This is a genomic window from Streptomyces termitum (genome assembly GCF_014650175.1).
In the GTDB taxonomy this organism is placed as follows: domain Bacteria; phylum Actinomycetota; class Actinomycetes; order Streptomycetales; family Streptomycetaceae; genus Streptomyces; species Streptomyces termitum.
Genome location: NZ_BMUL01000005.1, coordinates 366,475 through 393,047 on the forward strand (window position 1 = coordinate 366,475; position 26,573 = coordinate 393,047).

At 75.1% G+C, this 26,573-nt stretch carries 25 protein-coding genes; 15 read left to right on the top strand and 10 right to left on the bottom strand.

From position 1 onward, the window contains the following. The first annotated feature begins 19 nt into the window (after window positions 1-19). From IE219_RS12660 to IE219_RS12670, 3 genes are all read left to right on the top strand, one after another. A complete protein-coding gene (locus IE219_RS12660; protein ID WP_189976744.1) occupies window positions 20-475 on the top strand; it encodes a PH domain-containing protein in 456 nt (151 codons plus the stop codon). Window positions 476-706: 231 nt separating this feature from the next. Continuing rightward, window positions 707-2,047 (top strand): hemolysin family protein, encoded by a 1,341-nt coding sequence (locus IE219_RS12665; RefSeq protein ID WP_189976745.1) that lies wholly within the window; start codon window positions 707-709, stop codon window positions 2,045-2,047. Continuing rightward, the gene (locus tag IE219_RS12670) at window positions 2,044-3,102 is read left to right on the top strand and encodes a hemolysin family protein (RefSeq protein WP_189976746.1); all 1,059 of its coding nucleotides are present in this window, start codon (window positions 2,044-2,046) and stop codon (window positions 3,100-3,102) included. Before IE219_RS12665 ends, IE219_RS12670 begins: the two co-directional genes overlap by 4 nt. Before the next feature lie 11 nt (window positions 3,103-3,113). Here the strand turns inward: IE219_RS12670 and IE219_RS12675 are convergent, their stop codons facing one another. Together IE219_RS12675 and IE219_RS12680 are read right to left on the bottom strand one after the other, a co-directional pair. Further along, on the bottom strand, window positions 3,114-5,024 hold the full coding sequence (locus tag IE219_RS12675; RefSeq protein ID WP_189976747.1) for an AAA family ATPase: 1,911 nt from the start codon (window positions 5,022-5,024) through the stop codon (window positions 3,114-3,116). 299 nt (window positions 5,025-5,323) lie between these two features. Next, on the bottom strand, window positions 5,324-5,962 hold the full coding sequence (locus IE219_RS12680; protein WP_189976748.1) for a uridine kinase family protein: 639 nt from the start codon (window positions 5,960-5,962) through the stop codon (window positions 5,324-5,326). Window positions 5,963-6,279: 317 nt separating this feature from the next. Between IE219_RS12680 and IE219_RS12685 the strand changes: the two genes are divergently transcribed. Continuing rightward, window positions 6,280-7,650, top strand: coding sequence for a C39 family peptidase (locus IE219_RS12685; protein WP_189976749.1), 1,371 nt, complete (start codon window positions 6,280-6,282; stop codon window positions 7,648-7,650). Window positions 7,651-7,725: 75 nt separating this feature from the next. Further along, window positions 7,726-7,884, top strand: a complete 159-nt coding sequence (locus tag IE219_RS12690) for an SCO1431 family membrane protein (protein ID WP_189976750.1) — start codon at window positions 7,726-7,728, stop codon at window positions 7,882-7,884. 21 nt (window positions 7,885-7,905) lie between these two features. Here IE219_RS12690 and IE219_RS12695 read toward each other — a convergent pair whose 3' ends face one another. Beyond that, on the bottom strand, window positions 7,906-8,085 hold the full coding sequence (locus tag IE219_RS12695) for a hypothetical protein (protein ID WP_189976751.1): 180 nt from the start codon (window positions 8,083-8,085) through the stop codon (window positions 7,906-7,908). Between the two features lie 670 nt (window positions 8,086-8,755). Here IE219_RS12695 and IE219_RS12700 point away from each other — a divergent pair. Together IE219_RS12700 and IE219_RS12705 are read left to right on the top strand one after the other, a co-directional pair. Next, window positions 8,756-9,877, top strand: a complete 1,122-nt coding sequence (locus IE219_RS12700; protein WP_189976752.1) for an Rv3169 family protein — start codon at window positions 8,756-8,758, stop codon at window positions 9,875-9,877. A 132-nt stretch (window positions 9,878-10,009) separates the two neighbouring features. Continuing rightward, window positions 10,010-11,116, top strand: a complete 1,107-nt coding sequence (locus IE219_RS12705) for a phosphotransferase family protein (RefSeq protein ID WP_189976753.1) — start codon at window positions 10,010-10,012, stop codon at window positions 11,114-11,116. Window positions 11,117-11,125: 9 nt separating this feature from the next. Here IE219_RS12705 and IE219_RS12710 read toward each other — a convergent pair whose 3' ends face one another. Further along, the gene (locus IE219_RS12710; RefSeq protein ID WP_189976754.1) at window positions 11,126-11,494 is read right to left on the bottom strand and encodes a hypothetical protein; all 369 of its coding nucleotides are present in this window, start codon (window positions 11,492-11,494) and stop codon (window positions 11,126-11,128) included. A gap of 226 nt (window positions 11,495-11,720) precedes the next feature. Between IE219_RS12710 and IE219_RS12715 the strand changes: the two genes are divergently transcribed. The 4 genes from IE219_RS12715 to fxsA all read left to right on the top strand — a co-directional run bounded on the left by IE219_RS12715 (window position 11,721) and on the right by fxsA (window position 15,784). Further along, window positions 11,721-12,161: an Lrp/AsnC family transcriptional regulator gene (locus IE219_RS12715; protein WP_189976755.1), complete on the top strand. Its 441-nt coding sequence runs from the start codon at window positions 11,721-11,723 to the stop codon at window positions 12,159-12,161. Window positions 12,162-12,170: 9 nt separating this feature from the next. Beyond that, a complete protein-coding gene (locus tag IE219_RS12720) occupies window positions 12,171-13,796 on the top strand; it encodes an amidohydrolase (RefSeq protein ID WP_189976756.1) in 1,626 nt (541 codons plus the stop codon). 444 nt (window positions 13,797-14,240) lie between these two features. Then, window positions 14,241-15,017, top strand: coding sequence for a polyprenol monophosphomannose synthase (locus tag IE219_RS12725; protein ID WP_189976757.1), 777 nt, complete (start codon window positions 14,241-14,243; stop codon window positions 15,015-15,017). A 170-nt stretch (window positions 15,018-15,187) separates the two neighbouring features. Then, window positions 15,188-15,784, top strand: coding sequence for an FxsA family membrane protein (gene fxsA / locus IE219_RS12730; protein ID WP_189976758.1), 597 nt, complete (start codon window positions 15,188-15,190; stop codon window positions 15,782-15,784). 94 nt (window positions 15,785-15,878) lie between these two features. Here fxsA and IE219_RS12735 read toward each other — a convergent pair whose 3' ends face one another. From IE219_RS12735 to yczE, 4 genes are all read right to left on the bottom strand, one after another. Then, on the bottom strand, window positions 15,879-16,253 hold the full coding sequence (locus IE219_RS12735) for an RNA polymerase-binding protein RbpA (RefSeq protein WP_015032218.1): 375 nt from the start codon (window positions 16,251-16,253) through the stop codon (window positions 15,879-15,881). Window positions 16,254-16,508: 255 nt separating this feature from the next. Beyond that, window positions 16,509-17,879 carry an MFS transporter gene (locus IE219_RS12740; protein ID WP_189976759.1) on the bottom strand — a complete coding sequence of 457 codons (1,371 nt, stop codon included), beginning with the start codon at window positions 17,877-17,879 and terminating at the stop codon, window positions 16,509-16,511. 46 nt (window positions 17,880-17,925) lie between these two features. Further along, window positions 17,926-18,690, bottom strand: a complete 765-nt coding sequence (locus IE219_RS12745) for a glycerophosphodiester phosphodiesterase family protein (RefSeq protein WP_189976760.1) — start codon at window positions 18,688-18,690, stop codon at window positions 17,926-17,928. After that, window positions 18,687-19,355, bottom strand: a complete 669-nt coding sequence (gene yczE, locus IE219_RS12750) for a membrane protein YczE (RefSeq protein WP_189976761.1) — start codon at window positions 19,353-19,355, stop codon at window positions 18,687-18,689. The genes IE219_RS12745 and yczE overlap by 4 nt, the downstream gene beginning before the upstream one ends. 250 nt (window positions 19,356-19,605) lie before the next feature. On the opposite strand from yczE, the gene IE219_RS12755 reads away from it, so the two are divergent. Both IE219_RS12755 and IE219_RS12760 read left to right on the top strand, forming a co-directional pair. Continuing rightward, window positions 19,606-21,105, top strand: coding sequence for an SCO1417 family PLP biosynthesis transcription factor (locus tag IE219_RS12755; protein ID WP_189976762.1), 1,500 nt, complete (start codon window positions 19,606-19,608; stop codon window positions 21,103-21,105). 90 nt (window positions 21,106-21,195) lie between these two features. Further along, window positions 21,196-21,993 carry a hypothetical protein gene (locus tag IE219_RS12760; protein ID WP_189976763.1) on the top strand — a complete coding sequence of 266 codons (798 nt, stop codon included), beginning with the start codon at window positions 21,196-21,198 and terminating at the stop codon, window positions 21,991-21,993. A 73-nt stretch (window positions 21,994-22,066) separates the two neighbouring features. Here the strand turns inward: IE219_RS12760 and IE219_RS12765 are convergent, their stop codons facing one another. Both IE219_RS12765 and IE219_RS12770 read right to left on the bottom strand, forming a co-directional pair. Further along, complete coding sequence (locus tag IE219_RS12765; RefSeq protein ID WP_189976764.1) at window positions 22,067-23,668, bottom strand: hypothetical protein; 1,602 nt, start codon at window positions 23,666-23,668, stop codon at window positions 22,067-22,069. Between the two features lie 40 nt (window positions 23,669-23,708). Next, a complete protein-coding gene (locus tag IE219_RS12770) occupies window positions 23,709-23,903 on the bottom strand; it encodes a hypothetical protein (protein WP_030745910.1) in 195 nt (64 codons plus the stop codon). Window positions 23,904-24,259: 356 nt separating this feature from the next. On the opposite strand from IE219_RS12770, the gene IE219_RS12775 reads away from it, so the two are divergent. Both IE219_RS12775 and IE219_RS12780 read left to right on the top strand, forming a co-directional pair. Then, on the top strand, window positions 24,260-24,652 hold the full coding sequence (locus IE219_RS12775; protein ID WP_189976765.1) for an ankyrin repeat domain-containing protein: 393 nt from the start codon (window positions 24,260-24,262) through the stop codon (window positions 24,650-24,652). A gap of 273 nt (window positions 24,653-24,925) precedes the next feature. Further along, window positions 24,926-26,419, top strand: coding sequence for a HEAT repeat domain-containing protein (locus IE219_RS12780; RefSeq protein WP_189976766.1), 1,494 nt, complete (start codon window positions 24,926-24,928; stop codon window positions 26,417-26,419). The last annotated feature ends 154 nt before the right edge of the window (window positions 26,420-26,573 follow it).

The following is a 26,573-nucleotide window of genomic DNA, read 5'->3' on the forward strand; positions in this document are numbered from 1 at the left end:
CCGGCACCGAGGAACCCCCATGTCCGAGCCGACCACGCCCTCCCTCCCGGTCACCTTCCGGCCGGGCCGCACCCGAGCCGTCCTGCTGACCGTGGGACTCGCCATGTTCGTGGTGATCACGGTCGTGGCCCTGATGCTGGAACGGCTCGCACCGGGGGAGCGGGTCAGCTTCGTCTTCACCGCCGCCCTCTTCCTCGGTGTCCTGGTGCTGCTCAGCCGCCCCAAGGTCGTCGCCGACGACGAGGGCGTCACCGTCGTCAACATCACCCGCACCCGGCGCCTCGCCTGGGCGGAGATCCTCCGCGTCAACCTGCGGCCCGGCGACCCCTGGGTCTTCCTGGACCTCAGCGACGGCACCAGCCTGCCCGCCCTCGGCATCCAGCCGGGCATCGCCAAGGAGTCCGCGATCCGCGACGCCCGCGCCCTGCGGGCCCTCGCGGACAGCCGGGGCGCCGGCGTCGAGGCGGGCGGCTGACCCGGAGGGACGGACCCGGGTCCGTCCCCCATCCGGGGCCGCCCCCCTGCCACGGGAGGCACCGGCGTGGCTAATCTGGAGGCGGTGGTGCCGAGCGCACCACCGCCTCGCCCGTGAGAAGCCGCCGCCCGCGGCCGGCGAGGCACCCCTTCGACCCGAGGAGTGACTCCCTCCGGCAATGGACGGATCGTCCGGTAGTACCTGCGCCGCCCCCTCTCCCGAGGCGGCGGCATGATCGTCTCTCTTCTGCCGCTCTGCGCGGCCTTCCTCCTCATCCTGGCCAACGGCTTCTTCGTGGCCGCCGAGTTCGGTCTCGTGACCGTCGAGCGCGCGGAGGCCGAGCGGGCCGCCGCCGCGGGCGACCGACGCGCCCGCACCGTCGTCTCGGCGCTGCGCGAGCTGTCCTTCCAGCTCTCCGGCACCCAGCTCGGCATCACCCTCACCTCGCTCATCGTCGGCATGCTCGCCGAACCCGCGCTCGCCTCGCTGCTGCACGCCCCCCTCACCGCCACCGGACTGCCCCGGGGCGCCGTCTCCGGGGTCGCGGTGGTCATCGGCATGCTGCTCGCCTCGGCGCTCCAGATGGTCGTCGGCGAGCTGGTCCCCAAGAACTGGGCGGTCTCCCGGCCGCTCCAGGTCGCCCGCTTCGTCGCCGCCCCGCAGCGCCGCTTCTCCGCCGCCTTCCGGCCGGTGATCTCCCTGCTCAACCGGGTGGCGAACGGCCTCGTCCGCGCCCTGGGCGTCGAGCCCACCGAGGAGCTGGACTCCGTCCGCACCCCCGGCGAGCTGGAATCCCTCGCCCGGCACTCGGCCCGCGCCGGCGCCCTGGAACAGGACACCGCCGACCTCTTCGTCCGGACCCTGTCCCTCGGCGGCCTCACCGCCGAGCAGGTCATGACCCCGCGCGTGAAGGTCAGCGCCCTCCAGTGGGACGCCACCGCGGCCGACGTCCTCAACCTGACCCGCGCCACCGGCCTCTCCCGCTTCCCGGTCTACCGGGAGCGGATCGACGAGATCGTCGGCATGGTCCACCTCAAGGACGCGCTCGCGGTCACCCCCGGGGCCCGCCCGAGGACCCCCGTCGGCCGGATCGCCGTCCCGCCGCTGCTGGTCCCCGAGTCGCTGCCCGTCCAGTCGCTCCTGGAGCGACTGCGCCGCGAGCAGCCGATCGCCGTCGTCGTCGACGAGTACGGCGGCACGGCCGGCGTGGTCACCCTGGAGGACATCGTCGAGGAGCTCGTCGGCGAGGTCCGCGACGAGCACGACACCGCCGCCGACGCCCGCCCCGAGCTGGCCGCCGCGCCCCCCGAGGACGGCCGGCCCGCCTGGGAGGCCGACGGCTCCTGCCGCGTCCACACCCTGCGCCGGATAGGACTCGACGTGCCCGACGGGCCGTACGAGACGGTCGCCGGGCTCGTCGCCGACCTGCTCGGCCGCATCCCGGCCCCGGGCGACCGGGCCGAGCTGCCCGGCTGGCGGCTCTCGGTCCGCCAGGTGGACCGCTTCCGGGCCGAGCGGGTCCGGATCGTGCGCACCGCCCCGGTGCCCGTCCCGGCGGAGGCGGCCCGATGAGCACCCTCCAGCTCCTCCTGGCCCTCCTCCTGGTCCTGGCCAACGGCTTCTTCGTCGGCGCCGAGTTCGCGCTCGTCTCCGTCCGCCGCAGCCAGATCGAGCCGATCCCCGGCGCCCGCGCCAAGCAGGTGCTGTACGGCCTGGAGAACCTGCCGCGGATGATGGCCGCCGCCCAGTTCGGCATCACCGTCTGCTCGCTCACCCTCGGCGCGGTCGCCGAGCCGACCGTGGCCCGGCTCCTGGAGCCGGCCTTCCACGCGATCGGCGTCCCGGACGGCCTGATCCACCCCCTCGGCTACGTGATCGCCCTCGCGGTGGTCGTCTTCCTCCACCTCGTCATCGGCGAGATGGTGCCGAAGAACCTGGCGATGGCCGCCCCCGAGCGGACCGCGCTCTGGCTGGCCCCCGCGCTGGTCGGCTTCGCCCGGCTCTGCCGCCCGGTCACCACCGCGCTGGGCGCCTGCGCCCGGCTGGTCCTGCGGGCCTTCCGGGTCGAGCCGAAGGACGAGGTGGAGGCCGTCTTCACCAGCACCCAGCTCGGCCGCCTCGTCGAGGACGCCGGCCAGGCCGGACTCCTCGCCCCGGCCGAGCAGGAGCGCCTGGAGGACGCCCTCGAACTGGGCAGCCGCCCGGTCACCGACGTCCTCATCCCGGCCGCCGCGCTGGTCACCGTCCCGCCGTCGGCCACCCCGGAGCGGATCGAGGAGCTGACCGTACGGACCGGCTACTCCCGCTTCCCGGTCCGCGCCGAGGGCCCGGGGCCCGCCGTCTTCATGGGCTTCGTGCACGTGAAGGACGTCCTGGACCTGGAGGAGCGGGACCGGGCGGTGCCGCAGCGGCTGTGGCGCCCGATGCCGACGCTCCGCGCGGAGCTGCCGCTGGACGACGCCCTCACGGTGATGCGCCGGGCGGCCACCCACCTGGCGCAGGTCGCGGACGGCTCCGGCCGGGTCCTCGGCCTGGTCGCCCTGGAGGACGTGCTGGAGACGCTGGTGGGCGAGGTCCGCGACCCCGCGCACCGCACCCGCCCCGTCCCCGCCCCCGTCGCCGGATAGCGGGCGACGGGTCAGAACGGGGGTTCCTGCTGGGGGCCGCGGTCCGTCGGACCGCGGCCCGACAGCACCTCCCCGTACGCCTGCATGAGGTCCGCGAGCCGCAGCGTGGCCAGGTCCTCGCGGGTGAGCGCGGCCGGGTAGCCGGAGAGCCGCAGGTCCCGGTAGGCGCAGGACTTCTCGTACAGGGTGCGCAGGAAGCGCCCGTTGCCCAGTTCGTCGATCCAGCCCTGCTCCACGACGTGCGCGCTGATCGAGCGCAGCTCGTCGAGGGCCTCCTCGTCCCAGCCGTCGCCGTTGGCCGCGGCGAGCACCTCGCCGATCGCGGTCAGTTCGGCCGGCCGGTAGGAGGGGAAGTCGACGCGGGTGGTGAAGCGGGAGGAGAGCCCGGGGTTGGCGGCGAGCAGCCGGTCCATGCCTTCGGGGTAGCCGGCCAGGATGACCACCAGGTGGTCGCGGTTGTCCTCGGCGCGCTTCAGCAGCACCTGGAGGGCCTCGTCGCCGTACGCGTCGCCCTTGCTGTAGCCGGAGTTGGAGAGCGCGTACGCCTCGTCGACGAAGAGGACCCCGCCGACCGCCGAGTCGATCAGCTCGTTCGCCTTCACGGCGGTCTGGCCCAGGAACTCGCCGACGAGGTCGGCCCGCTGGGCCTCCACCAGGTGGTCGCCGCCGAGCAGGCCGAGCGCGTAGAAGACCCGGCCCAGGATGCGGGCCACGGTCGTCTTGCCGGTGCCGGAGGGCCCGGAGAAGACGAAGTGCCGCTTCGGCGGCTGCACCGGAAGGCCCTGCCCGGCCCGCAGCCGGGCCATCTCCAGCTGTGCGGAGAGCGCCTTGACCTGCCGCTTCACCGGCTCCATCCCGACCATGCCCTCCAGCTCGGCCAGGGCCTCGGCGAGCAGCACCGGATCGGTCGGCCCGGCCGGGAAGCGCGGCGGCCCGGCCTGCGCGGGCACCGGCGAGCTGTGCCGTACGCGCTCCGGGGGCGCGGCGGGCGGCACCGGTTCGGGCGCGCGGCGCAGCCCGTCCCCGCCGGGGCCGCCGGGCTCCGGTTCGGCGCCGGGCACGACGGTGCCGTCCTGGCCGGGGGCCGTACCGGACGGCGGGCCGAGGACGACGGCGGCGAGCCCGGCCTGCTCCTCCAGGCCGTCGAGCCCGTCGAAGCCGTCGTACTCGGCGATGGCGGCGAGCCGGGCGGCGGTGTCCATGAACGCCGGGTCGATCCGGTGGACCGCGCGGTAGAGGGGGAGGGCGGCGGCGCTGCGGCCGGTGCCCTCGTGGGCGCGGGCCAGCCAGTAGCGCAGCTCCTTGCGCTGCGGCTGTTCGCTGCGGCAGCGCATCAGGGCCGCCGACAGGAGCGGTTCGGCCTGCCCGTACATCTCCAGGCGGACCCGGGCCATGCCGCCGAAGAGGCCGGCCTCGATGCCGAGCAGCGGGTCGTCGACCAGGGTCTCGGTGTGCCGGACGAGCTGCTCCCAGTCCTTGACCAGGTAGGCGCGGCAGGCGTGCAGGAAGCGGACCTGGGGGTCGGTGTCGACCGGCGGGAGCTCGGCGAGGGCCCGGTCGAGCTCGGGCACGTGCCGGCCGTCGAGCCAGTGGGAGGCGTGCGCGAGCAGCAGGTCGCGCGGGCTTTCGAGCACCGGCTGCACCCACCAGCCGAGCCAGTACCAGGAGTTGAGGGTGCGCCGGTGCCGGGTGCGCTGTTCGCCGAAGCGCTCGCGGTTGCGGTACATGCGCAGCAGCGCGGTGGTGGTGTCCGCGCGCAGCGCGTGGAGCCCGAGCCAGGCGTCCGCCATGCCGGGGTCGATCCGCACCGCGGCCCGGAACTCCTCCTCGGCCTGCGGATAGGCGCCCATGGTGTAGGCGTCGACGCCCCGCAGCCAGGCGAGTTCGGCCGGGGCCTGCGGCCCCTGCGTGCCGATGTCCATCGGGTCCCCCACAACCGTCGGCGTATGGACGGGATTTGACCGCACCTGCGGGCATCGTACCTGCGCAGGGGGGAGGGACTTAAGGAGAAGCGCAAGATCCGGAAGCGGTGACCCTGGGTGAGCGCGTCCGGCGGCGAAGGGCGCGGGCCGGGGCGCGGAGGGCAGAACGAAGCCCCCGATCACGGGGGAACAACCGGGGGCTTCGTGTCTGCGGCGGCTGCGAAAAGCCGCACATTCAGAACGTAAGACCTGTACGCCCCCGGGGTCAAGCGAAGTTGAGGCACTCGCCGGGGGCGAATTCAGGGCGCCGGGCGCGCCGCCATCACTCCGTCACGGTGCGTGATGATCTGGTCCTGGCCCGTCGTCACAGCGGGCCCGGGACGCCAGTCGTAGCCCTTCTCGCGCTCCCGTACCAGCGTGTCGGCGAAGGGGCGCGACGGATCTTCGGCGAAATGGCGCTCCTCCGCCACCACCCAGCCGTCCCAGAACTCCGCCTGCTCCGGCCCGTCCCGGTGCCGCCCCCGGACCCAGGACGCCTCCGCGTCCCGCTCCATCCACAGCAGCCACGCCAGGTGCGGGCGCAGCTCCCGCCGCCCGGCCCCCACGCCCTCCACCAGCACCACCGGCGCCGGGGGCAGCGCGCGCGGCGGGCCGAAGCATCGCCGGACCCAGTCGTACGGGTGGTACGCGGCGCTCTCGCCGCGGCCCAGCGGCTCCAGCACCTGCGCGCGCAGCCGCCCGGTCCAGGCGAACGGCTCCTCGTGGCTGGCGAGGTCGTCGATCCGCAGCACGGGCGCGCCGCCGAGCGCTCCGGCGAGCCGGCCGGCGAGGGTGGACTTGCCGGAGCCCGCGTGGCCGTCCACGGCGACGAGCCGGACCGGCCCCAGCGAGGGCGGCAGCCGGAGCAGCGCGCGGGCCGCGCGGTCGAGGTCGTCCATGCGGACCAGCCTAGGCCGTGTCCGGAAAGTCCCGTCAGGCACCCGGAGGGCGCCGCGGGCCGGGCGGGAGCCTCCGGACGCGGCCCGGGTCCTGTCCGGGCGCCGGGAGCCGGGCGCCGCAGTCCGGGCGGGGCGGGCCGCAGCGGGTCCGGGGCAGGGGGTACCGCCGCAGGTCAGCGCCGTACCGCCGTCAGTGGTCCCTACCCATGACGGTCGCCGCGACGCGGGCCGAAGTGCTGGCGGAGGCCCCCGCGAGCCGGGATAGTGGGGCGGCGCAGCCCGGTCCGTACCGCCGTCCTCGCCTGGGGGTCACCGCCATGTCCCGATCCGCCTCACGCCGGTCCGTCCTCGCCGCGGCGCTCGCCGCGGCCGCGGGCACGGCCGCCGCCGGAGCCGTGCCGGCCGCCGCCTCCGCCCCGTCCGCCGGTCCGGGCCCCGACCCGGCCGACCCCGCGCCGGGGACGGTCGCCAACCGCTTCTGGTCCACCTTCACCGACTGGCGCTCCGGGACGGCCGAGGGCACCCGGGCCGTCGCGGGCCACCGCCCCGGCCTGGTCGTGGGCGTCCCCCTGGGCCGTACCGACTACACCGACCCGCACACCGGGCTGACCTCCTCCTGGGAGTACGCCCGCTGGACCTCGCCCGCCCACGCGCCGGCCGTGCCCGCCGCCGAGGCGATCGCGTCCTGGAACGCCCGGACCCCGGCCGGCACCTGGCTCCAGGTCGAGCTGTCCGGCACCTACACGGACGGCACGGCCACGCCGTGGTTCGTGATGGGCCGGTGGGCCTCCGGCGACGGCGACATCCGGCGCACCTCGGTCGACGACCAGACCGACGGCCGGTCCACGGTGTGGACGGACACCTTCTCCGTCGACGACCCGGCGAGCGGCCTGCGCCTGGCCTCCTACCGGCTGCGCCTCACCCTCTACCGCCGCCCCGGCACGGCCCTGACCCCGACCGTGTGGCGGGTCGGCGCGATGGCCTCGGACGTCCCGGACCGCTTCACGGTCCCCGCCTCGGTGCCGGGCCTTGCCCGCGAGCTGACCGTCCCCCGCTACTCGCAGAACATCCACGTCGGCCAGTACCCCGAGTACGACAACGGCGGCGAGGCGTGGTGCAGCCCGACCTCCTCCCAGATGATCATCGAGTACTGGGGCCGGAAGCCCTCCGCCGAGGACCTGGCCTGGGTGAACCCCGACTACGCCGACCCGCAGGTCTGCCACGCCGCCCGGTACACCTACGACCACCAGTACCAGGGCTGCGGCAACTGGCCCTTCAACGCCGCCTACGCCGCCTCGTACCCCGGCCTGAACGCGGTGGTGACCCGGCTCCGCTCGCTCACCGACCTGGAGACCCTGATCCGGGCCGGCATCCCCGCCATCACCTCGCAGTCCTTCCTCAAGGAGGAGCTGACCGGCGCGGGCTACGGCACCTCCGGCCACCTCATGACGGTGATCGGCTTCACCGCCACCGGCGACGTGATCGCCAACGACCCGGCCTCCCCGACCGACGAGGCCGTCCGGCGGATCTACCGGCGCCGCGAGTGGGAGAACATCTGGTTGCGGACCAAGCGTTATGACGCGAGCGGGAAAGTGGTGTCCGGCACAGGAGGGGTCTGCTACCTGTACTTCCCCGACCGGCCGACTCCCGCGCAGCGCGCGGCGCTTCGGGCCGTCGGGGTGCTCTGAGCGGGGCCGCCCGGGGCCGGGGGTGTGAGCGACGTCTCTGGTCCGGGGGCGCCCCGGTGCCCCATCGTGGTCGCCATGAGCGCCACCCACACCCTCGCCGCCCGCCTGGGCGCCCGCGCCCGCACGGGCGGTCCGAAGGACGACGACCGGGGCCCCGAGCTCCTGGAGCACGTCCTCGGCTGGATCCTCGTCGTCCTCGTCGCCGTCCTCGTCACCCGCGCGGGCCTCATGTGACCGGGCGGGCCCGGCGCGCGGTCAGCGCGCCTCGCCCCGGGGGACCAGGACCCCGCTGACCCGTACGGTCCGGTCGGCCCACACCGGCCCGGCGGCGAGCCGCGCCCACTCGGCGTCCCGCCGGCCGGGCAGGGCTCGCCCCTGGCTGGCCCAGAGGGAGTACAGCGCCTGGTAGATCGGCGGGTCCGGATGGACCTGCACGGGAACCGGCGCGGGCACCGAAGCGGGAACCGGAGCGGGCAGGGGTGCGGGCTCCGCCGGGGGCGCGGCCACGGGCAGCGGGGGTCGCGGGGTCGCGGCCACCGGTACGGGCAGGGGCGCCTGCGGAGCCGGGGGCGCCGGTGCGGGCAGTGGTGCCGCTGTCGTCGCGGAGGGTGCCGGAGCCGGGGGCCGGGCCGGGAGCGGGGGGCGCCGGGGGGCCTGGGTCTGCGCGGGGACCGGGGCCGGCGGTACGGGGGCCGGTGGCACCGGCACCGGGGCCGAGGGGGTCTCGGCGGGCGGGTCCGACACGTCCGGAACCCGGTGATGAACCGATTCTTCACCGTGCGGTTCGGCCTGCCGATGCCGACCGACTCCGCTGGGTGTGGAGTACAGCGTGGTCATGACCGGACCAACGCGCCCCGGGGCGCCGGGTCACCGTCGCACGGATTCGAGCGACAGTTCGCCTCTTACCCTTTCTTTATGCGCTCCCGGCGCGCGCCACCCGCGCCCGCGCGCCGGAGCCCCGCCGCCGCGCTCCTTCCCGGCGCACGCCTCTGGCCCTCGCGGTCATATCTGACGTACCGTCAACTCCTCTTCGGGGGCCCGCCGAAGTTCCCTCGGCGACTTCTCGGGCACCCCTCGACGACCCCCGGCGAACAGGAGCCCAGGCGTGGACGACGACCGGCCCGTCGCACTCGACGAGTACCCCGTGCACCAGGCCCCGCTGTCGATGAAGCACCACGTCAGCGGCGACCGGAACGTCTACGACCGCTGCATCTTCCACGTCTTCGACCACACCGGCCGCGCCCTGCTCATCGCCGGTCTCGGCGTCTACCCCAACGTCGGCGTCATCGACGCCTACGCCACCCTGCGCACCGGCGACCGGCTGCACGCCGTCCGCGCCTCCGACGCCCTCGGCGACGACCGGATGCGGCCGGCCGTCGGCCCGCTGCGGATCACCGTCGACGAACCCCTCCGGCGCTTCCGCCTGAGCTGCGCCGCCGACCCGGCCGACCCCGACGGACTCTCCTTCGACCTCACCTGGACCGGCGACTTCCCCGCCCTCTGGGAGCCGCACCACCTCCAGCGCACCGGCGACCGGCTCACCCTCGAAGGGCGGCGGTTCGTCCAGGCGGGCCACTGCGCGGGCACGATCCTGGCGGGCGGCGAGCGCTTCGACGTCGCGCCGGGGGAGTGGACCGGCACCCGCGACCGTAGCTGGGGCGTCCGCCCGATCCCCGGCGAGGAGCCCGGCCGCGCCGCCGAACTGAGGCCCGAGGGCTTCCACTGGCTCTGGATCCCGATGCGCTTCGAGGACCGCTTCGTCATGGTCGTCGCCCAGGAGGACGCCGACGGCCACCGCACCCTCAACCAGGCCGTGCTCGTCCGCGAGGGCCGACGGGACGTCCAACTCGGCTGGCCCCGCACCGAGATCGCCTACCGGCCCGGCACCCGCCACCCCGAGAGCGCCCTCGTCCACCTCACCGAACCCTCCGGGAAGCCCCTGGAGATCGGCGTCGAGGTCCTCGCCTCCTCCCCGCTCGCCGTCGGCGCCGGCTACCCGCCCGCCGACGACTGGCAGCACGGCACCTGGCAGGGCCGCGACTGGACCGACCGCCGCGTGTACGACCTCTCCGACCCGGCCGCCCACCCCCTCGCCGCGTACGGCGTCACCGACCACTCGGCCCGCTTCACCCTCGGCGGGCTCACCGGCCACGGCGTCTTCGAACACGGCTCCTTCGGCCGCCACGATCCCAGCGGCTTCGCCGACTTCACCTCCACCGCGCCCTGACCCCGGTTTCGGACACCCCTGTTCCGGATTCCCCCGTTCCGGGCGCCTCCGCTCCGGGGCCGTCGCGGCGTCCCGGCCCAGAGGCGGCGGACCGGTCCTCCGGCGCCGCACGACGAGTACGAGGAGCCCCGCATGGCCACGGCACCCCGCCCCCGCACCACCACCCGCGACCCCGAGGAGCTGGCCGCCCGGCTCACCGGCTGGCTCGGCGCCCGGCTGCCCGGCGCCCGCGTCTCGGGTCTCGCCGCGCCCGCCTCCAACGGCATGTCCAGCGAGACCCTCCTCTTCGACCTGGAGCACCCGGACGCCCCGGTGCGCGGCTGCGCCCTGCGGCTGGCCGCCGACCCCGCCGCGTACACCGTCTTCCCCGTCTACGACATGGCCCGCCAGCACCGCGTGATGGAACTCGTCGCCGCCCGCACCGACGTGCCCGTCCCGCGCGTGCTCTGGCTGGAGGAGGACCCGGCGCCGCTGGGCGCGCCCTTCTTCGTGATGGCCCGCGCCGAGGGCCGCGTCCCGCCGGACGTCATGCCCTACACGTACGAGGGGAACTGGCTGCACGCCGCCACCGACGCCCAGCGCGCCCTGCTCGAAGCCGAGTCGGTGGGCGTCCTCGCCCGGCTGCACGACCAGTTCCCCGCGCGGGAGGCCGAGTTCCTGCTGCCCGGCGGCGAGGGCAGCCCGCTGCGCCGCCACGTCGACGCCCAACGGTCCTACTACGCCTGGGTGGTGGACGGTCTGCCGCCGTCACCGCTCATCGAGGCGGCCTTCGCCTGGCTGGAGGACCACTGGCCGGCCGACGAGGGGCCCGCCGTGCTCGGCTGGGGCGACGCCCGGATCGGGAACATCGTCTACGACGGCTTCGTCCCCGCCGCCGTCCTCGACTGGGAGATGGCGGCCTGCGCGCCCCGCGAGGTGGACCTCGGCTGGACCGTCTACCTGCACCGCTTCTTCCAGGACCTGACCGTCGGCTTCGGCCAGCCGGGACTGCCGGACCTGCTGCGCCGCGACGCGGTCGAGCGGCGGTACGCCGAACTGACCGGGCACGTCCCGCGCGACATGGACTTCCACACCCTGTACGCCGCACTGCGGCACGCGATCGTGATGCTGAGGATCGCGTACCGCCAGGCGCACTTCGGGGAGGTCGAGGTCCCAGAGGACCCCGACCGGCTCATCCTGCACCGGGCCTCGCTCGCGGCGATGGTGCGCGGCACCTACTGGCCGGGCGTCACCGGGTGAGGCGGCGGTTCAGGCCGCGCGGCGCAGCTGCGCCGCGCGGATCGGGCGCGAGCCCGGACCGCCGATGTGCGAGAAGGGCTGCGTCCGCCAGTCGAGCCCCTGGGGCAGCGTCAGGAGCAGCGCCGTGTCCTGCTCCTGGACCCCGGCGCCCTCGTCCGTCGAGCGCGCCTCGTCGGCGGAGCGGCCGGTGCCCGGGCAGACCGTCAGGGTGAAGGGGTTCCACGCCGACGGGCACAGCGCGTGCTCGGGCAGCGCCTCCTCCTCCGCGAGCAGCGCGATCGGCTGGTCGCACTCCGGGCAGACGACCCGGAACATCTCAAAGATGTCGAACTCGTCGAACTCTTCGGACGGGTCGACGGAATCAACAGACTCCTGCATGGAGACTCTCCCCCTCGGGCAGGTCGGCCGATATGTGTGGGCCGGGACCACAGCAAGCCCTTCCCATGCGGAACTCCGCATAACCGTGAGGCGGCTTGCCGCCCCCCGCGCAAACCTGTGGCGTTCGTCACATGCCCTGCGCAGGTGCCGCGTGACCGCCCATAGCGACCCGTACGGGGGCGCACCCGACTGGGCCCGGGACCCTTCGGGGCCATAGGGTCGGCGCATGGAGGAGCTGGATCGTCAGATCGTCGAGTTGCTCGTCAAGGACGGGCGCATGAGCTACACCGACCTGGGCAAGGCCACCGGCCTGTCCACGTCGGCGGTGCATCAGCGCGTCCGCCGCCTGGAGCAGCGCGGTGTCATCCGCGGCTATGCCGCCGTCGTCGACCCGGAGGCCGTGGGGCTGCCGCTGACCGCCTTCATCTCGGTCAAACCCTTCGACCCCAGCGCCCCCGACGACACCCCCGACCGGCTCGCGGACATCCCCGAGATCGAGGCGTGCCACAGCGTCGCGGGGGAGGAGAACTACATCCTCAAGGTCCGTGTGGCCACCCCGCTGGAGCTGGAGCACCTGCTGAGCCGCATCCGCTCCCAGGCGCACGTCTCCAGCCGCACCACCGTCGTCCTGTCCACCCCGTACGAAGCCAGGCCGCCGCGCATTTAGCCTGGTCGCATGAGCGAAAGCCTGAATTCCGGCGCACACCGCACCGTGCTCCTGCGCGGTGGAGAAGTCCACAGCCCCGCCGACCCCTTCGCCACCGCCATGGTGGTGGAGCGCGGCCACGTCGCCTGGGTCGGGTCGGAGGGCGCCGCCGACGCCTTCGCCCCCGGCGTGGACGAGGTGGTCGACCTGGAGGGCGCGCTCGTCACCCCCGCCTTCGTCGACGCCCACGTCCACACCACCGCGACCGGCTTCGCGCTCACCGGCCTCGACCTGTCCTCCGCCGCCTCGCTCGCCGGGGCGGCGGAGCTGATCCGCGCCCACGCCGCCGCCCGCCCCGCCGACCGCATCCTCGTCGGCCACGGCTGGGACGCCTCCCGCTGGCCCGAGCGGCGCGCCCCGCGCCGCGACGAGCTCGACGAGCTGACCGGCGGCCGCCCGCTCTACCTCACCCGCATCGACGTCCACTCCGCCGTCGTCACCACCGCGCTCCTCGACCTCGTGCCGGGCGTCCGGGACCTCGACGGCTTCCGCGACGGCGAACCCCTCATCGGCGACGCCCACCACGCCGTCCGCGCCGCCGCCTTCGCCGCCGTCTCCCCGCTCCAGCGGACCGAGGCCCAGCGCGCCGCCCGCGCCCACGCCGCCTCCCTCGGCATCGGCACCCTGCACGAGTGCGGCGGGCCGCAGATCTCCTCCGAGGACGACTTCACCGGCCTGCTGGACCTCGCCCGCGCCGAGGACGGCCCCCGGGTGGTCGGCTACTGGGCCGACCTCGACCTCGACCGGGCCCGCGCGCTCGGCGCCCTCGGCGCGGCCGGCGACCTCTTCGCCGACGGCTCCCTCGGCTCCCACACCGCCTGCCTCCACGAGCCGTACGCGGACGCCGCGGGCCGCACCGGCGCCGCCCACCTGGACGCCGCCGCCGTCGCCGCCCACGTCGTCGCCTGCACCGAGGCGGGCCTCCAGGCCGGCTTCCACGCCATCGGCGACGCCGCCGTCACCGCCGTCACGGACGGCGTCCGGGCCGCCGCCGAGAAGCTCGGCCTCGCCCGGATCCGGGCCGCCCGGCACCGCGTCGAGCACGCCGAGATGCTCACCCCCGCGACGATCGCCGCCTTCGCGGAGCTGGGCCTCACCGCCTCCGTGCAGCCCGCCTTCGACGCCCTGTGGGGCGGCGACGAGGGCATGTACGCCGACCGCCTCGGCGTCGAGCGGGCCCGCACCCTCAACCCGTACGCGGCCCTGCTGCGCGCGGGCGTGCCGCTCGCCTTCGGCTCCGACAGCCCGGTCACCCCGCTCGACCCGTGGGGGACCGTCCGCGCCGCCGCCTTCCACCGCACCCTCGACCACCGGATCTCGGTCCGGGCCGCCTTCACCGCCCACACCCGGGGCGGCTGGCGCGCGGTGGGCCGGGACGACGCCGGTGTCCTGGTGCCCGGCGCGCCCGCCGACTACGCGGTCTGGCGCGCCGGCGACCTGGTGGTCCAGGCGCCGGACGACCGGGTCGCCCGCTGGTCCACCGACCCGCGCTCCGGCACGCCCGGCCTGCCCGACCTGTCCCCGGGCCTCCCGCTCCCCGTCTGTCTGCGGACCGTGGTGCACGGACGGACGGTCTTCGTACGTCCGAACGAGTGATGACGGGGTCCGGACCACCCGGACGTACGTGCCATCCGGTCCTTCCCGACCTGCGGCTCTCCCGCCCCGGCCTGCGGCTTCTCGGGAACCCCGCAGGTCAGGAGGGTATTGACAGGCGACGGTGAGGGGCGGGTAGGTTCTCCGCGTCCACCACAGGACGTCCGACCGGACCACGCCTCCCCGCCGGCGCCGACCGCCGCCCGCGCCTCGGCCGCGAGGGAAGGTTTCTCCGGCGGAAGGTGCGACCCGGGTGGGGCCCGGACGTTCAGTAGACAACGGCCTTCGGGCGATCCGCAGCCGGCGGATCCCGGGTCGGACCGAAGGATGTCGGGCCCCGCACCGCACCACCGCCCCGCGCCGCACGCCTCGCGGCACCCGCGTCACGGGGATACTCCGAGGACCTCGCTAAGGTGGGGGCCCATGTCAGTATCCGAAGGGGCAGTAGTGAACGACGGTGGCCAGAGGCGTTACGGCCCGCTCGGCAAGGTCCTGGTGATCATCCCGACCTACAACGAGGCGGAGAACATCGGGCCGATCGTCGCGCGGGTGCGGGAGGCGGTCCCGACCGCGCACATCCTCGTCGCCGACGACAACAGCCCCGACGGCACGGGCAAGTACGCCGACGAGATCGCGTCCGAGGACGACCACGTCCACGTCCTGCACCGCAAGGGCAAGGAAGGGCTCGGCGCCGCCTACCTGGCCGGTTTCCGCTGGGGCATCGAGCACGGCTACGGCGTCCTCGTCGAGATGGACGCCGACGGCTCCCACCAGCCCGAGGAACTGCCCCGGCTGCTCACCGCGCTCAAGGGCGCGGACCTGGTCCTCGGCTCCCGCTGGGTGCCCGGCGGCCGGATCGTGAACTGGCCGAAGTCCCGCGAGTTCATCTCGCGCGGCGGCAGCCTCTACTCGCGCGTGATGCTCGACGTCCCGATCCGCGACGTCACCGGCGGCTACCGGGCCTTCCGCAAGGAGACCCTGGAGGGCCTCGGCCTGGAGGACGTCGCCTCCGCCGGGTACTGCTTCCAGGTGGACCTGGCCCGCCGCGCCGTCGCCGCCGGCTTCCACGTCGTCGAGGTCCCCATCACCTTCGTGGAGCGCGAGGTCGGCGACTCCAAGATGAGCCGGAACATCGTCGTCGAGGCGCTGTGGCGGGTCACCGGCTGGGGCGTCACCGCCCGCGCCGAGAAGGTCGGCAGGTTCCTGGGCCGCAAGAACGGCTGACCCGGCGGCCCCGTCGGCCCTGCCGGCCCCGCTCAGGGGTCCGGAAGCCCTTCCGGACCCGACGACCCCGACGGACCCCACGGACATCCCGGGCCCGGACCGCCCCGCGCGCTCCGGGCCCGGTCCTTCGTTTACGGCGTTCCTGCGGCGGGCCAGGCACACTGGACCCCATGACGACCGGCGCACCGCCCCCGCAGGCCCCCCGGCGCTCCCGCGCGCGCACCTTCCTCCCCCTCGGCATCGCCGTCTGGCTGGTGCTGGAGATCTGGCTCCTCACCGTCGTGGCGGACGCGACGAACGGGCTGACCGTGCTGCTGCTCCTCGTCGGCGGCGCGGTCCTCGGCGTCGCCGTCATCAAGAAGGCGGGCCGCCGCGCCTTCGCCAACCTCACCTCCACCTTCCAGCAGGCCCAGGCAGCCGCCCAGAGCGGCACCGCCCCCGCCCCGGCCGACCGGAAGGGCGCCGGGGACCGCAACGGCTTCCTGATGCTCGGCGGCCTGCTCCTGCTCCTCCCCGGCCTGATCTCCGACGCGGCCGGTCTGCTGCTCCTGGTGCCCCCGGTCCGCGCGGCCCTCGGGCGCGCCGCGGAGAAGGCCGTCGCCCGCCGGATGGCGGCGGCGCCCCCCGGAAGCCTCCAGGACGCCTTCCAGCAGGCCCGCATCCACCGCCCGGACGGGAAGGTCGTCCCGGGCGAGGTCGTCCGCGACGACGCTCCCCAGGGGCCGTACGGGCCCACCGGGCGTCAGCGCCCGCCGCTGACTCCCTGACCGCGCCCCCGGCGGCGGGGACGCGGAAACGCCGAGGGGCCCGGCACACGGATCGTGTGCCGGGCCCCTCGGCGTTGCTCTGCCGTCGGGTCCGTCAGGCGGACTTGCGGCTGTCGCGCGGATGCACCGCGATGTTCATGGCGCCGGAGCGCAGGACGGCCAGCCTCTCGGCGAGGACCTCCTCCAGCTCCTCACGGGTACGCCGCTCCATGAGCATGTCCCAGTGCGTACGCGCCGGCTTGCCCTTCTTCTCCTCGGGTCCGTCGCCGTCCACCAGGAGAGCCTGGATTCCGCAGACCTTGCATTCCCACTCCGGCGGAATCTCCGCCTCCACCGAGAAGGGCATCTCAAAACGATGGCCCTTCTCGCATGCGTACTCCACGGCCTGGCGCGGGGCCAGATCGATGCCGCGGTCGGTCTCGTAGCTGGTCACCACGAGGCGCGTGCCGCGAAGAGCTCGCTCACTCATGAATCGTGCCTCCCGGGCTTGTCGCCCACAGGACAGGTGTCGCTGTCGTCGTCATCCGGTCAACGTCCGGTCGGCGAGAAAGATTCCCGTTCCGGGTCATGCGTCGCCCGTCGTGCCGCCCCTTGTTGTACCCACCAGTGCCCGGTTTGTCACATCTGACGGCAGATGTGACTGAATGTCTTCACTAAAGCGGCACGCAGTAACGGTCCGCCTGGCAGGCCAAACGCGTACACTACCGGCCTTTCACTTCCGCGTCTAAATCCGTTCCGGCATACGGTTGCCCGCGTCGGTCACCGCCTGCCGCACGGGGACCCTCGCGAGCAGGACGAAACCGGCCACGAAGAAGATCACAAGGGAGATGATGGCAGTTCGGTAGCTCCCGGTCAGCTGATACGCGAGACCGAACACCAGGGGCCCCAGCCAGCTCAGCCCGCGGTCGCTCATCTCGTACGCGGAGAAGTACTCCGCCTCCTTCCCCGCCGGCACCAGGTGGGAGAAGAGGGACCGCGACAGCGCCTGGCTGCCGCCCAGCACCAGCCCGATCGCCGCCGCCATGCAGAAGAAGAACACCGGCTTCCCGGCCGGCAGGACGTACCCGGCGAGCAGGATCGCCGTCCACACCACGAGCGAACCGAGAATCGTCCGCTTGGCCCCGTACGTCCGGGCGAGCCGGCCCATCGCCAGCGCGCCCGCCACCGCCAGCACCTGCACCAGCAGCACCGCCGTGATCAGCGTCGTCTGCTCCAGGCCCAGCTCCTTCTCCCCGTACACCGCCGCCTGCGAGATCACCGTCTGCACCCCGTCGTTGTAGACGAGGTAGGCGAGCAGGAAGGAGAGCGTCAGCGGGTGCCGGCGCATGTCCTTCAGGGTGGCCCGCAACTGCCGCCAGCCCGCGCCGACCGCGCCCTCGCCGGACGGGCCGCCCGCCGCGCGCGGCGCCCCCCGGTCGCGCAGCCGCCGCAGCGGGACCAGCGCGAAGACGCCCCACCACAGGCCCGCCGAGGCCAGGCAGATCCGGATCGCCTCCCCCTCGGTCAGTCCGAAGGAGTCGTAGGAGGAGTACAGGACCAGGTCGAGCACCAGGACCAGGGCGCCCGAGGTGTAGCCGAAGGCCCAGCCGCGCGAGGAGACCGCGTCCCGCTCGTCCGGCTCGGCGATCTGCGGCAGGAAGGCGTTGTAGAGCATCATCGCCACCGCGAAGGCGGCGTTGGCCACGATCAGCAGGAAGGCGCCCAGCAGGTACCGCTCGCCCTCCAGGAAGAACATTCCGGTCGTCGCCGCCGCGCCCGTGTAGGCCGCCGCCGCGAGCAGCGGCTTCTTCCGGCCGCGCCGGTCCGCCGCCGCGCTCACCAGCGGCATCGCGACGATCGCCACCACCAGGGACACCGACACGGCGTACGGGAAGAGGGAACCCGCCCGCACCGGGATGCCCAGCGGGTGGACGAAGCCGTCGGCGCCCGCCGCCGCCTCCGCCACCGAGGTCAGGTACGGGCCCAGGAAGACCGTCACCACGCTGGTCGAGTAGACCGAGCAGGCGAAGTCGTAGAAGTACCAGCCCCGCTGTTCGCGCCGGCGCTCGGCCGGATCGGTGATGGGCCCCGCAGGACCGGTCGTCTCGGCGGTCACGGCCGCACGCCCCCCTCGTTCGTCCCCGTCCCCGGACCCCGCCCGCTCAGGCCCACGCCCCCCGGGCGGTGAGGACCTCGCGCAGCGTCTCCAGATGATCGGTCATGATGCCATCGACCCCCAGGTCGAGGAGAGAGTGCATGCGCTCCGGATCGTTCACGGTCCACACGTGCACCTGGAGCCCGCGCGCGTGCGCCGCCCGGACGAAGCGGCGGTCCACCACCCGCACCCCGCCCTGCGCCTCCGGCACCTGCGCGGCCACCGCGCCCGCGCGCAGCGGCACCGGCAGCCCGAAGGAGCGCAGCCGCAGCGCCGCCACCCCCGTCACCCCGTACGAGGTGGCCAGCCGGGGCCCCGCGAGCCGCTGGGCGCGCGCCACCCGCGCCTCGGTGAAGGAGCTGACCAGGACCCGGTCCCAGGCGTCCGCGCGGGCGATCAGCTCCACCAGCGGGGCGAGCGCCGACTCGGTCTTCAGGTCCACGTTCCAGCGCGCCCGCGGGAACTCCCGGAGGAGGTCCTCGAAGAGCGGCAGCGGCTCCTTCCCGGCCACCCGTGCCTCCCGCACCGCCGCCCACGGCAGGTCCCGGATCCGGCCCGAGCCGTCCGTCACCCGGTCCAGGGTCGCGTCGTGGAAGGCGACCAGCACCCCGTCGGCGGTGGTGTGCACATCGGTCTCGAAGTACCGGTAGCCCGCCGCGGCGGCCCGGCGGAAGGCGGCCGCGGTGTTCTCCAGGCCGTCCGCCGTGCCGCCGCGGTGGGCGAAGGGCAGCGGGAGGGGGTGGTCGAGATAGGGGTGGCGTACGCGAGTCACGGCCGCAGTATGGCGCCTTCCGGTGACCCGGGGGCGACGGCGGCGTCGACGGCGGCCGGCTCCGGGACGGCGAAGAAGCGCAGGAAGAACTGGGCGAGGGGGCCGATCGACACCGCGTACAGGACGGTGCCGACGCCGACCGAGCCGCCGAGCAGGAAGCCGGTGGCCACCACCGCGACCTCCAGGAGGGTGCGCACCAGCCGGATCGACCGCCCGGTCGCCCGGTGCAGACCGGTCATCAGACCGTCGCGCGGCCCCGGGCCGAAGCGGGCCGCGATGTACAGGCCGGTCGCCAGCCCGTTCAGCACGATGCCCAGGACCAGCAGGGCGATCCGGGCCGCCATGGCCCGGGTCTCCGGGAGCAGCGCCAGCGCGCCGTCCATCGCCAGCCCCACCACGAAGACGTTCGACACCGTGCCCAGGCCCGGCCGCTGCCGGATCGGGATCCACAGCAGCAGCACGACCGCGCCGACCACGATCGACACCACGCCGATGGTGAGCCCGGTGAGCTCGGACAGCCCCTGGTGCAGGACGTTCCACGGCTCCATGCCGAGCTCCGCCCGGACCAGCAGCGCCGAACTCACGCCGTACAGCGTCAGGCCGGCGTAGAGCTGGACGAGCCGGCGGGTCAGATGCCGGCCGCGCGGGCCGGGGACCGTGGACATGGAGGTGCCCCCTTGGATGCGGATGACGGGATACGGGATCCCGCGTGCGGGATGTGGGAGGTCGGATCCGATATGCCGGATACGGGATCCGGGATATCGGATACAAGATGCGGGACATCGGATACGGGTGGCGTTCCGCGGTCGCGGACGGATGCGGGCCCGTGTGGTGGCGGTGGACCGGACCATGACACTCTGTGGCGGGGGAGTACGGGCCAACCATGGCCAATACGAGGAAGGTGGACTGATTTCCATGGCGCAGTGGACCTCTGCCGTGGGGGCGTCCCAGCTGGCCCGCCAGCTCCAGGCCCAGCAGTCCCGGCCCGCCGGCCCCGGCCTGCGCAAGCCCCCCGCCTACCGCGCCCTCGCCGACGGCATCCGGCTGCTCGTCCTGGAGGGCCGGGTCCCGGTCGCCGCCCGGCTGCCCGCCGAGCGCGAACTCGCCCTCGCCCTCACCGTCAGCCGCACCACCGTCGCCGCCGCCTACGAGGCGCTGCGCACCGAGGGCTTCCTGGAGTCCCGGCGCGGCGCCGGCAGCTGGACCGCCGTCCCGGCCGGGAACCCGCTGCCCGCGCGCGGCCTCGAACCGCTGCCGCCGGAGGCCCTCGGCTCCCTCATCGACCTCGGCTGCGCGGCCCTGCCGGCCCCCGAGCCGTGGCTGACCCGCAGCGTCCAGGGCGCCCTGGAGGAACTGCCGCCGTACGCCCACACCCACGGCGACTACCCGGCCGGCCTGCCCGCGCTGCGGGCCACCCTCGCCGAGCGGTACACCGCCCGGGGCATCCCCACCATGCCCGAGCAGATCATGGTCACCACCGGCGCGATGGGCGCCATGGACGCCATCTGCCACCTCTTCGCCGGGCGCGGCGAGCGGGTCGCCGTCGAATCGCCCTCGTACGCCAACATCCTCCAGCTCATGCGGGAGGCCGGCGCCCGGCTGGTGCCCGTCGCCATGTCCGAGGGGCTCGGCAGCTGGGACCTGGGCCGCTGGCGGCAGGTGCTGCGCGACGCCGCGCCCCGCCTCGCGTACGTCGTCGCCGACTTCCACAACCCGACCGGGGCGCTCGCCGACGAGGACCAGCGGCGGGGGCTCGTGGAGGCCGCCCGCGCGGCCGGCACCGTCCTCGTCGTCGACGAGACCATGACCGAGCTGCACCTCGACGGGGACGTGGAGATGCCCCGGCCGGTCTGCGCCTTCGACCCGGCCGGCTCCACCGTCCTCACGGTCGGCTCGGCCAGCAAGGCGTTCTGGGCGGGCATGCGGATCGGCTGGGTCCGCGCCGCCCCCGACGTCATCCGCTCCCTGGTGGCCGCCCGCGCCTACGCGGACCTGGGCACCCCCGTCCTGGAGCAGCTCGGCGTCAACTGGCTGATGCGCACCGGCGGCTGGGAGGAAGCGGTCGAGCTGCGCCGCGCCCAGGCCCGGGAGAACCGCGACGCGCTGGTCGCCGCCGTCCGCCGGGAGCTGCCGGAGTGGGAGTTCGAGGTGCCCGGGGGCGGGCTGACGCTCTGGGTCCGCACCGGCGGCCTCTCCGGCTCCCGGCTGGCCGAGGCGGGCGAACGCGTCGGCGTCCGCGTCCCCTCCGGCCCGCGCTTCGGCGTGGACGGCGCCTTCGAGGGATACGTCCGGCTCCCCTTCACGGTCGGCGGCCCGGTCGCCGAGGAGGCCGCCGCCCGCCTCGCCGCCGCCGCCCGCCTGGTCGAGTCCGGCCTCGGCGCGGGAGCGGAACCGCCCCGGACGTTCGTGGCCTGAGGAACCGGCCCGCGCCGGGGCGGCGCGGGCCGGTCGCCGGTGGAGAGGGCCGGGGGCGGGACCGTCGGTGGGGGATGTGAGACTGCGGGCATGTCGCTCAGGGATCTCACCTTCGAACAGTGGCGGTCCGCGGACCTGTCCGGCGCGCGCCGGGTCGCCCGGGAGGCCGCCGGGGCGGTGGGGGGCCGGGTGGTCTCCGTCGAGACCGTGGAGCACCTCGGGGCGCCGCTGCACCGGGTGCGGATCGCGTGGCGGGGGCGGGAGTTCGCCCTCGTGCCCGGCGGGAGGGTGTCGGTCGGCTTCGACCTCGACGCGTGGCGGCCCGCGCCCGGACAGGAGGCCGACTACGCGAAGAGCGCGGAGCGGGGGTTCGGCCGGGGCGACGACCTGCGCGCCCATCTGGCGCTGGAGCTCAGCCCGCGCCGGGACGTCACCCTGGACACCGTGCTGATGGCGGTCGAGGCCGAGCGGCTGACCGGACCGCCCGCCGACCTGCCCGCGGAGCTCGCGGCGCGCGGCCTGCGCGTGCCGGGCCCGGACGAGTGGGAGCACGCCTGCGGCGCCGGGGCGGGCACCCTGTTCCGCTGGGGCGACGCGTGCCCCCTCGACCGCGATCCGTACGGGGACCCGGCCGGGCCGCAGAGCCGGCTCGGCGCCTTCGGGCTGCGCATCGCGCACGACCCGTACGACGGGGAGCTGACGAGCGACGTCACCGCGGTGCACGGCGGCGACGGCGGTGAGGCGGTGTGCGGCGGGTACGGCGCGCTCCTGGCCTGGCTGCCGCTGGCCACCGCCCACCGCAACTCCGCCATGGCCTCGTTCGTGTACGGCCCGGACGGCGAGGATGCCTGCGAGGACTTCTCCGTCCGGCCCGTCCTCGCCCTGTGACGTGCGGAAGGCCGGTGCGGATCGGTGATCCGTACCGGCCTTCGGCGTGTCCGGGGCGCGGAGGCGCGGGAGGTCAGCCCTCCGCCGGGACCGGGGCGTGCCGGGGGAAGGGGCCGCCGACGGGGGCCGCGGCCGCCTCCGGGACCTTCTCCAGGGCCACCGTCGCCGCCGCGCGCCGCTCCGGCAGCAGGTCGAGGACGGCCTGCCGGGCCGGATCGCCGGCGGCGTCGTCGTACGGGTCGGGGGTCGCCGGGACCTGGAGCCGGAGGACCGGCCCGGTGCCCAGGCGGGCGTAGCCGCGGCCCGGCGGGACCTGCGGGAGAGGCGTGGTGTGCGGGGCGGCGCCCAGGACCGCGGCGGTCTGCTCGGCGGAGGCGGGACCGAGGACCACGCGGGCGCGGGTGTGCGCGCGTACCTCTTCATGGAGGGTGTCCACCGTGTCGAACTGCTCGGCCACCACCACCGTCACCTGGGCCGCGCGGCCGTGCCGCAGCGGCACCCGCAGCAGCTCCTGGGGGTCGGGGCGGCCCTCGGCGGCGGCCAGGTGGCCGAGGACGCCGGGCCGGTCGAGGAGGATCCACAGCGGGCGGCGGGTGTCGGCGGGGGCCGGGCGGCCCTCCTGCCGGGCGCGGCTCGCGGAGATCAGCCGCCGCTCGGTCTCCCGGGCGGCCCGCTCCAGGGCCTCCAGGGCGCCGGACAGCTCGCTCTCGACGCCCAGGACGCCGTCGCGGCCGACCAGGCAGGCGTACTCGCCGGTGCCGGTGCCCTCGACGATCAGGACGTCGCCGTGGCCGAGGGCCTGGAGGGCGAGGGAGCGCAGCAGGGAGGTGGTGCCGCTGCCGGGCTGGCCGACGGCGAGCAGGTGCGGCTCGGTGGAGCGGGGGCCGGTGCGCCAGACGACGGCGGGCGCGTCCTCGGAGCCGTCGGCCGAGACGACCGGCACGGTCCGCTGGACGGCGTCGGCGTCGGTGAAGCCGAGGACCGTCTCGCCGGGGGCGGTGACGAACCGCTGGGCGGCGATGGTGGTGGGCAGGGCGGGCAGCACGTGCAGGACGAGCCGGTTGCCCTCCTCGTCCCAGTCGAAGAGGTACTCGCGGCCCCGCCCGGACTTGGCGTGCAGAAGCTGCTCCACGCGGGCGCGGGAGGCGGGCTCGCCGTCGGTGAAGTAGGGCGGGTAGGTGATCCTGAGCCGGGTGAGGCGGCCGTCCTCGTCGAAGGCGTGGTCGCCGAAGGCCCGGCTCCAGTCGCCGCCGTGGGCGAAGAGGGGATCGGGGTCCTCGGGGACGGAGAAGTACGGGACGAGGGCTTCGTAGAGGCCCTTGAGCCGGGCCGTCTCCGCCTCGTCGGGTCCGGTCCGCACGACCGGTTTCTCACGCCCCTTCCACGCGGCGGCGCCCATGAGCGCGACGAGCGCGAGCAGCGGCCCGTACGGCGCGAGGGCGACGACCAGGACGCAGGCCGCGACCAGGAACAGCGTGGGACCGCGCCGTTCCTTGGGGGTCGCGGCCCACTTGGCGCGCGCGTCGGCGGCCAGCCTCCGCAGACCCCGGGAGACCGTGATCAGCGGATGGAGCACGTCGGTGGCGCTGTCGGCGGCGGACCGCGCGATCTCTCGGCCGCGCGCGAGCTGCGCGCCGCCGTTGCTCAGAATGCGGGGGAGTGGTCGCCGGGCCACGTCGTGCTCCTGGAGGGGTGGAAGGGGGTGAGGGGAGACGTCAGAACTTGATCCCGCCCAGCAGGCCGGCCAGGCTCTGGCCGCCCGCGGTGATGCTGGGGGCGATGGCGGTGCCGGCCAGGTAGAAGCCGAAGAGGGCGGAGACCAGGGCGTGCGAGGGCTTGAGGCCGTCCTTCTTGAAGAACAGGAAGCAGATGATGCCGAGCAGGACCACGCCTGAGATGGACAGGATCATTGGGTGTTCTCCTGGGTGAGGGGACAGTCACGTGGAGTCCTTCCAGGTTCACGGCGAGTATCTATATGACTTATGGGTCAATCGGGTGAATGCTGGGCTTTTTCACTTGACCGGCGGACGCCGGACGCCGCCCCGGGTGGCGAAACCCCCGGAGTGGGGTAAGGGGCTCCTGGGAGGGGCGCGTCGCGGGTGGCCGACGCCGTGATCCTTGCCTCGGCCGGGCGCCGCCATGTCGCCGCCCGGGCAGTACCCTGTCGATTCACTCGTACGGCCGCGCTTGCCGTGCGCAGGTCAAGGGCAGGCGGTACCGGTGGCACGCACCGGCCGCCCGCGGAGCACGAAAGGCGGTTGTGAAGATGAGCGAGACCCCGGACCCCGAGGTCGTCGAACTGGCGTCGAAGGTCTTCGGACTGGCACGCGCCGGCGACGCCGAGACCCTCGCCGCCTACCTCGACGCGGGTGTTCCCGCCGACCTCTCCAACGACAAGGGCGACTCCCTCGTCATGCTCGCCGCCTACCACGGCCACGCCGCCGCCGTCACCGCCCTGCTGGCCCGCGGCGCCGACGCCGACCGCGCCAACGACCGCGGCCAGACCCCGCTCGCGGGCGCCGTCTTCAAGGGCGAGGACGCCGTCGTCCGCGCCCTCCTGGACGGCGGCGCGAATCCGGAGTCCGGCACTCCGTCCGCCCTGGACACCGCCCGCATGTTCGGCAGGACCGAACTCCTGGAACTCTTCGCGACCAGGTGAACACCGCCTGAACCCCAGGTGGGAACGGCACCGTAAATGTGGTCGCGGCGGTGGGGACGGTCGGTCATCATGACGACGAGCCCGGCCCTCCGACCGGGCCCCGGACGAGAGGCAGAGGGAAGATGAGCAGCGCGGACAGGCGACGAACGAAGGACGGCCCGACATGTTGTCCCACGGCGTACTAGGCCGGGCACCGCACCGGCGGGCCCAGCGCCCGACCCGGTCCACCCCGGTCCACCCGTCGTGACGACAGCTTGATGTGAGGCGTCTTCCATGTTCGAACCAGCCATAGCGCCGAGCGGCACCCTGCTCGGTCTGCTGCAGAGGGGCCGCGGCGACGGCACCCTCCACGCGCTCGCCGCGCCCCGTGCCGAGGCCCTCGCGGCCCTCGACCACTGCGTGCTCTCCGACCCCCGCCACGACTGGCGCGTCGAGAACCGCTCCCTCTACTACGCCCGGCTCTACCTCGACCTCCACGGAGGTCTGGAGACCGTCGAGGCGCACCTCTTCGCACCCGAGGACCACCTCGACACCGAGGAGAACCGCACCGGGCTCGCCCTCGCGGTCCTGGGCCACCTGGCCTCCTACGGACGCCACGACGCCCTGCTCCTGCTCCGGCGGTACGCGGCCACCGGGGCCAACTGGGCCTGGGCCCTCGACGAGCTCGCCCTGCGCGACGACGACACCGGGCTGCGCTCCCTCGCCGAGCCCGTGCTCGCCCGCTTCCCCCGCGACACGGCCGGCGACGCCGCCCTGGCGGCCACCGTCCGCGACGCCTACGAGCCCCGGCCCTGGCGGCTCTGGGCCGAGGACCCGCGCGAGGCCGTCGGCGCCCGCGTCCGGGCCGCCCGCGAGGACGGCTCCTTCGACCGCTGGCAGCGGCAGCTGCGCCCCGCCGGACCCCGCCCCGGCTGGAGCGTGCGCGCCGTCCTCGACTGGGCCCAGGAGGGGTACGAGCGCGGCGCCGACCTCGCCGGACCCGCCGCCCGCTGCCTGGCCGCCGTCGCCGGGCCCGAGGACCGTCCCGAACTCCTCGCCGCCGGCCGCGCCGGAGCCCCCGGCGCCCGCGCCGCCGCCCTGCACCACCTGGCGGCCGTCCGCGACCCGGCCCTCCTCGACCTCGTCGAGGCCGCCGCCGACGCCGTCGACCCCTTCGACCGGGCCGCCTCCGGCGCCGCGGACGGAGCGCCGTACGCCGACGTGCCCGGCGCCGTCGACCGGGAGGCCCTCGCCGTCGCCCGCGCCGCCACCGCCGCCTACCTCCGCATGTGCGGCGAGGACGCGGTCGCCCGCGCCCGCGCCTGGATCCACCGCACCGACCCCCTCGGCACCGCCGCCGGCGAACTCCTCGCCGCGCGCGGCGAGGAACGGGACGCCGGGCTCGTCCTCGGCGCCCTGCGCGCCGCCCTGCGCACCGCCGGGACCGACGCGCCCGCGCTCGGCACCCTCGTCGACGGCGCCGGCCGCCTCGGCATCGCCTGCGCGGCCCCCGTGCTGCGCCACGTCTACCGGGAGACGGCCTCCTCCCAGCTGCGCGGCCGCACCGCCCGCGCCCTCGCGGCCACCGACCCCTCCTTCGCCAGCGGCTTCGCCGTCGAGTGCCTCTGGGACTGCGAGGAGACCACCCGCGAGATCGCGGCCGAGTACGCCGAGACCGGCGACGTCCGCGTGGCCGAGCGATTGCGCCGCCTCGCCGCCGACCCGGCCGAGGAGGTCGAGGTCCAGACGGCCGTACGCAACCGGATCGGCCCCGACCTCCAGGTCTGACCCGGCCCCCGCCACCGCTCCCGCCCCGGGACGGCGCGGCCCCCGGCGGTCCTCCGCCGCGCGTGGCCCCGCCCCGGGGCGGAGGAGTACGGGGCGGCGCGGCCTCCGGCGGAACCCCCGCCCCACCGTCGCCCTTCCCGGACCGCGCTCGACG

Excerpts from the sequence above, each read along its gene's own strand:
- IE219_RS12660 (WP_189976744.1), top strand. The coding sequence starts at position 20 with ATGTCCGAGCCGACCACGCCCTCCCTCCCGGTCACCTTCCGGCCGGGC.
- IE219_RS12665 (WP_189976745.1), top strand. The coding sequence starts at position 707 with ATGATCGTCTCTCTTCTGCCGCTCTGCGCGGCCTTCCTCCTCATCCTG.
- IE219_RS12670 (WP_189976746.1), top strand. The coding sequence starts at position 2,044 with ATGAGCACCCTCCAGCTCCTCCTGGCCCTCCTCCTGGTCCTGGCCAAC.
- IE219_RS12675 (WP_189976747.1), bottom strand. The coding sequence starts at position 5,024 with ATGGACATCGGCACGCAGGGGCCGCAGGCCCCGGCCGAACTCGCCTGG.
- IE219_RS12680 (WP_189976748.1), bottom strand. The coding sequence starts at position 5,962 with ATGGACGACCTCGACCGCGCGGCCCGCGCGCTGCTCCGGCTGCCGCCC.
- IE219_RS12685 (WP_189976749.1), top strand. The coding sequence starts at position 6,280 with ATGTCCCGATCCGCCTCACGCCGGTCCGTCCTCGCCGCGGCGCTCGCC.
- IE219_RS12690 (WP_189976750.1), top strand. The coding sequence starts at position 7,726 with ATGAGCGCCACCCACACCCTCGCCGCCCGCCTGGGCGCCCGCGCCCGC.
- IE219_RS12705 (WP_189976753.1), top strand. The coding sequence starts at position 10,010 with ATGGCCACGGCACCCCGCCCCCGCACCACCACCCGCGACCCCGAGGAG.
- IE219_RS12710 (WP_189976754.1), bottom strand. The coding sequence starts at position 11,494 with ATGCAGGAGTCTGTTGATTCCGTCGACCCGTCCGAAGAGTTCGACGAG.
- IE219_RS12715 (WP_189976755.1), top strand. The coding sequence starts at position 11,721 with ATGGAGGAGCTGGATCGTCAGATCGTCGAGTTGCTCGTCAAGGACGGG.
- IE219_RS12720 (WP_189976756.1), top strand. The coding sequence starts at position 12,171 with ATGAGCGAAAGCCTGAATTCCGGCGCACACCGCACCGTGCTCCTGCGC.
- fxsA (WP_189976758.1), top strand. The coding sequence starts at position 15,188 with ATGACGACCGGCGCACCGCCCCCGCAGGCCCCCCGGCGCTCCCGCGCG.
- IE219_RS12735 (WP_015032218.1), bottom strand. The coding sequence starts at position 16,253 with ATGAGTGAGCGAGCTCTTCGCGGCACGCGCCTCGTGGTGACCAGCTAC.
- yczE (WP_189976761.1), bottom strand. The coding sequence starts at position 19,355 with ATGTCCACGGTCCCCGGCCCGCGCGGCCGGCATCTGACCCGCCGGCTC.
- IE219_RS12755 (WP_189976762.1), top strand. The coding sequence starts at position 19,606 with ATGGCGCAGTGGACCTCTGCCGTGGGGGCGTCCCAGCTGGCCCGCCAG.
- IE219_RS12760 (WP_189976763.1), top strand. The coding sequence starts at position 21,196 with ATGTCGCTCAGGGATCTCACCTTCGAACAGTGGCGGTCCGCGGACCTG.
- IE219_RS12770 (WP_030745910.1), bottom strand. The coding sequence starts at position 23,903 with ATGATCCTGTCCATCTCAGGCGTGGTCCTGCTCGGCATCATCTGCTTC.
- IE219_RS12775 (WP_189976765.1), top strand. The coding sequence starts at position 24,260 with ATGAGCGAGACCCCGGACCCCGAGGTCGTCGAACTGGCGTCGAAGGTC.
- IE219_RS12780 (WP_189976766.1), top strand. The coding sequence starts at position 24,926 with ATGTTCGAACCAGCCATAGCGCCGAGCGGCACCCTGCTCGGTCTGCTG.